1 protein-coding gene is annotated in these 1,019 nt (G+C 67.8%); it reads left to right on the forward strand.

The window, feature by feature from the left end:
* On the forward strand, positions 1-1,019 hold a 1,019-nt coding region (locus IF73_RS0137055; RefSeq protein WP_031015925.1), incomplete at both ends, for an acyl-CoA carboxylase subunit beta.

Below are 1,019 nucleotides of genomic sequence, written 5' to 3' on the forward strand. Positions count from 1 at the left end.
GCGCTGACGGACTTCGTGTTCATGGTCCGTGAGACCTCGCAGATGTTCATCACCGGTCCGGACGTCGTCAAGGCGGTCACCGGCGAGGAGATCACCCAGAACGGCCTGGGCGGTGCCGACGTGCACGCCGAGACCTCGGGCGTGGCGCACTTCGCCTACGACGACGAGGAGACCTGCATCGCCGAGGTCCGCTACCTGCTGTCGATGCTCCCGCAGAACAACCGCGAGAACCCGCCGGCCGCCCCGTCCGAGGACCCGGCCGACCGCCGCTCGGAGGTCCTGCTCGACCTGGTGCCCGCCGACGGCAACCGCCCCTACGACATGCACAAGGTCATCGAGGAGCTCGTCGACGACGGCGACTTCCTGGAGATCCACGAGCGCTGGGCCCGCAACATCATCTGCGCGATGGCCCGCCTCGACGGGCAGGTCGTCGGCATCGTCGCCAACCAGCCGCAGTCCCTGGCCGGCGTCCTGGACATCGAGGCGTCCGAGAAGGCCGCCCGCTTCGTGCAGATGTGCGACGCCTTCAACATCCCGATCATCACCCTTCTGGACGTCCCCGGCTTCCTGCCCGGCGTCGACCAGGAGCACGGTGGAATCATCCGCCACGGCGCGAAGCTGCTCTACGCGTACTGCAACGCGACCGTGCCCCGGATCTCGCTGATCCTGCGCAAGGCATACGGCGGCGCCTACATCGTCATGGACTCCCAGTCCATCGGCGCCGACCTGACGTACGCCTGGCCCACCAACGAAATCGCGGTCATGGGCGCCGAAGGCGCCGCCAACGTGATCTTCCGCAAGCAGATCGCCGAAGCCGAGGACCCCGAAGCCATGCGCGCCCGCATGGTCAAGGAGTACAAGGCCGAACTGATGCACCCCTACTACGCGGCCGAACGCGGACTCGTCGACGACGTCATCGACCCCGCCGACACCCGCCAGGTGCTCATCCGGTCCCTCGCCATGCTCCGCACCAAGCACGCCGACCTGCCGTCCCGCAAGCACGGCAACCCGCCTCAGTA

It is taken from the genome of Streptomyces sp. NRRL F-5727 (genome assembly GCF_000719555.1).
Taxonomy (GTDB): Bacteria; Actinomycetota; Actinomycetes; order Streptomycetales; family Streptomycetaceae; genus Streptomyces.